Annotated in this window: 4 protein-coding genes; 1 reads left to right on the top strand and 3 read right to left on the bottom strand. The window is 66.0% G+C overall.

The genetic code is table 11. The features are described from left to right. Window positions 1-232 precede the first annotated feature (232 nt). A complete protein-coding gene (locus ACESMD_RS01500) occupies window positions 233-1,078 on the bottom strand; it encodes a cysteine hydrolase (protein ID WP_372609661.1) in 846 nt (281 codons plus the stop codon). Window positions 1,079-1,193: 115 nt separating this feature from the next. Between ACESMD_RS01500 and ACESMD_RS01505 the strand changes: the two genes are divergently transcribed. Further along, window positions 1,194-2,102, top strand: a complete 909-nt coding sequence (locus ACESMD_RS01505; protein ID WP_372609663.1) for a helix-turn-helix domain-containing protein — start codon at window positions 1,194-1,196, stop codon at window positions 2,100-2,102. Between the two features lie 15 nt (window positions 2,103-2,117). Here the strand turns inward: ACESMD_RS01505 and ACESMD_RS01510 are convergent, their stop codons facing one another. Together ACESMD_RS01510 and ACESMD_RS01515 are read right to left on the bottom strand one after the other, a co-directional pair. Further along, window positions 2,118-2,819, bottom strand: coding sequence for a TVP38/TMEM64 family protein (locus ACESMD_RS01510; protein ID WP_372609665.1), 702 nt, complete (start codon window positions 2,817-2,819; stop codon window positions 2,118-2,120). Window positions 2,820-2,852: 33 nt separating this feature from the next. Next, window positions 2,853-3,106: ATP-binding cassette domain-containing protein (locus tag ACESMD_RS01515; protein ID WP_372609667.1), on the bottom strand; the 254-nt coding region annotated here is incomplete at its 5' end.

Raw genomic sequence — 3,106 nt, forward strand, 5'->3', positions numbered from 1 at the left:
GAACAAGATCGACGCCGGCCAGCACCGTCAGCGGCCCCTGGGGCGTGGCATAGGCCTTGTGGACCTGATGGAACTCGAGCATTTCGGATTCTCTTCGCGGCGAGAATTCGATGGTCCCACAAAAGGGCCAGATCAGGCGAAGATATCCAACGGGTAGGCAGTATAAGCCAAAGGCGCATCCGGCGTAGCCGGGGAATGGCAGGCGCCCTTGCCGGGCGCCTGGGGGCGGCGGTCACGCTTGCAGGCGCGCGATGGTTTCCTCCGTGCTCCACAGGGCATTGGCCATGAAGCGGAAGTTGGTCAAGGCGGCGAGATAGCCGTCTCCTTCCGGCAGCTTGGCCGCCGCCGTGGCATCGCGCACCACCACGACCTCGAACCCCTGCTCCAGCAGTTCGCGCATGTGTGCTTCGACACAGAGGTTGGCCGACATGCCGGCCAGGATCACTTGGTCGACGCGGCGCTTTCTCAGCTGCAGCACCAGGTCGTTCTGTTCGGGACCATAAAGCTTGTGTGGCGAGGTGATGATGGTCTCGCCATCCTCGATGAACGAGCGGTACTCGGGCATGAAGTCTGCCCCGCTGTCGCGCTGAAGCGCCTTCAAGGGGTCAGGACGATCGAACATGCCGATATTGTGCATCAACTTTTCCAGCGGTCCGTTAAATTCCCAGCGGTGGTCTTGGGGATAGTAGTAGTGGGGGGAGACAGCCACGGTCATGCCGCGCTGCTTGGCGGCAGCGAACAGACGCCGGATGTTATCGACAGTGCCATGCTCCTGCACACTCTCGCCGACGACTTGCCAGGTGACACCGTCCGGGCTCAGGAAATCGATCTGTGGGTCGGTCACTACCAGGGCGGCGCGGGCGAGGTCGAGCTGGAAGCCGCTATCCGGCAGGGCAGCCTTGTCGGGTGGGGCATAGGGATCGCCGGCATGGTCATCGGCGGCGGCGCCGCTGGACAGCCCACCCAGGGAGGCGGCGGTGATGCCTGCGAGCCCGCCGGCGAGCAAGCGACGGCGGTCGCCATCGACGGCCTGTGTGGTCGGGTCGGATGCTCCGTTACTTGCCTGATGATCGCACATGAGGTGTTCCTCTCTCTTTTGTCTTATGTGAACGGTACGATGTCAGGCTAGCGCCATGCCTGTGCGATATTGTTCGCAAAGGGTGCCATTTCATCCGTTTCCGTCCGGGGCCCGCATGCTGGACCAACTGCTCAAGCGCATGACCATTGAGGTGAGGTCCTTCGCCGTCTGCGAGGTGCGTCGCGGATGGCCGCTGGAGACGCCCCCCTTGGGTAGCGTCTCGCTGCATTACGTCCTGCGTGGCAAGGGTAGCCTGCGCGACCGCTCGAACCGACCGCTGCCGCTGGCACCGGGCAGCCTGGTGATCTGCCCGCCGCACCAGCGGCTGACCGTCAGCGAGACGGTGGGTGACCCCTTCCAGCTGCCGCACTGCGAGCCGGCCAGTGGCACCCTGGAGTGGCTGAGCAGTCAGCGTGACGACCGGCTGCCCGGGGTATTGATCCTCTGCGGGATGCTCGATGTCGAGACGCCCGAGCTGGCCGGTTCGCCGTTCGACCGGCTGCAGGCGCCGGTGCGGATCGCCTCGGGTGACGCGGCCATCTCGCCGCTGTTCGAGTCGCTGTTCAAGGAGCTCACCACCCAGGCGCTGGGCAGCCAGGCGATGATCGACGCACTGATGAAGCAGTGCCTGGTGCTGCTGCTCCGGGAGCTTGAGGCCGGCACGGAACATCCGGCCTGGCTGCTCGCGCTGCAGGACCCGGCGCTGGGGGCGGCCGTGTCGGCCATGACCGAGGACCTCGGGCGTCGCGTCGGGGTCGAGGAACTGGCAGCGCTCAGCCACATGAGCCGCACGACCTTCATCGACCGCTTCAAGCGGGCCTTCGGCGAGCCGCCCCAGCGTTTCCTCGCGGAGCGGCGCCTGCGCCAGGCACGTGACCTGCTGGCCACGACATCGCTGCCGATTAAGCAGGTAGCATTGCGCTGTGCCTACCGCAGCCGAAGCCAGTTCAGCGCCGCCTTCAAGGCGCGCTTCGGGCAAGACCCCGAGCACTATCGGCGCGAGGAGCGCCGTGATACCCGCTGAGCCATCAGTTGCCGGCTACTCCTCGGGCGGCTTGTCGAGGTGCAACCAGAGGGCCAGTCGTGAATGACGTCGTCGGTTCAGGTGCCAGGGCAGCAGGGTCATCACGGTGAGCACTGCGACGGCGGCCGTGATCGAGAACAATGGGTTCAGCTCGAAGGTTCGCCCGAGGCTCGCGAACACCAGGGTCATGGGCATCATGCCGATCGCAGTGCCCAGTGCGAAGCGCCCGGTGGTGATGGCCGTGACCCCGGCGGCGTAGCTGACCAGCGCAAACGAGAAGATGGGCACCAGACGCGTGACCAGTACGGTCAAGAACAGCAGGCGCTGCGAGCCCTGGTTGCCAAACAGCGGGTTGGTCGGCAGCTTGGCGTGCAGTGCCTCGCGGCCCAACAGTCGGGCGAGATAGAAGGCGATCAGCGCACCGGCCATGGCGCCGCTGATTGACAGCAGCGCCCCGGGAAGCAGGCCGAAGGCCAGACCGGCGGCGGCGGTCACCGGCAGAGTGGGAATCGGACCGACCACCACCGCCAGTACCATCAACAGCAAGAGCAGCAGCGGTCCGAGGCTGCCCTGGCTGTTGAACCAGGCGGCGATGCCCATCGGCGACAGGCTCATGGGCAGGCCCAGCCCCTGCAACAGCCACCAGATGCCGGCCATCATCGCCGCCACGGTGGCGATAAGCACGATCCTGAAGACCCAGACGGAGGAGGCGGTCACGGTGTCGGTGTCCTTTCGACGTTGAATCTCCTGCTAGCCGATACGGTCATGCGAAAGGTACAGGCGGTGGTCCAGCGAGGTGGCCACCCGGGGGCTTTGGGTCACCACCAGCAGGGCGCTGCCGGTGCCACTCACCAGCGCCAGCAGGAGATCCAGTACCTCACCCGCGGTGGCTTCATCTAGGTTGCCGGTGGGCTCGCCGGCGTCGGGCAGGTGGAGCCCCGCGGCCAGGTGCAGCAGGGTCGACTTCCCGCTGCCCGACTCGCCCATCATCGCCAGGCTCTCAC

Source organism: Halomonas sp., assembly GCF_041689495.1.
Taxonomy (GTDB): domain Bacteria; phylum Pseudomonadota; class Gammaproteobacteria; order Pseudomonadales; family Halomonadaceae; genus Halomonas.

Bases quoted from the DNA above. Each gene is read 5' to 3' on its own strand.
- ACESMD_RS01500 (WP_372609661.1), bottom strand. From the start codon at position 1,078: ATGTGCGATCATCAGGCAAGTAACGGAGCATCCGACCCGACCACACAG.
- ACESMD_RS01505 (WP_372609663.1), top strand. From the start codon at position 1,194: ATGCTGGACCAACTGCTCAAGCGCATGACCATTGAGGTGAGGTCCTTC.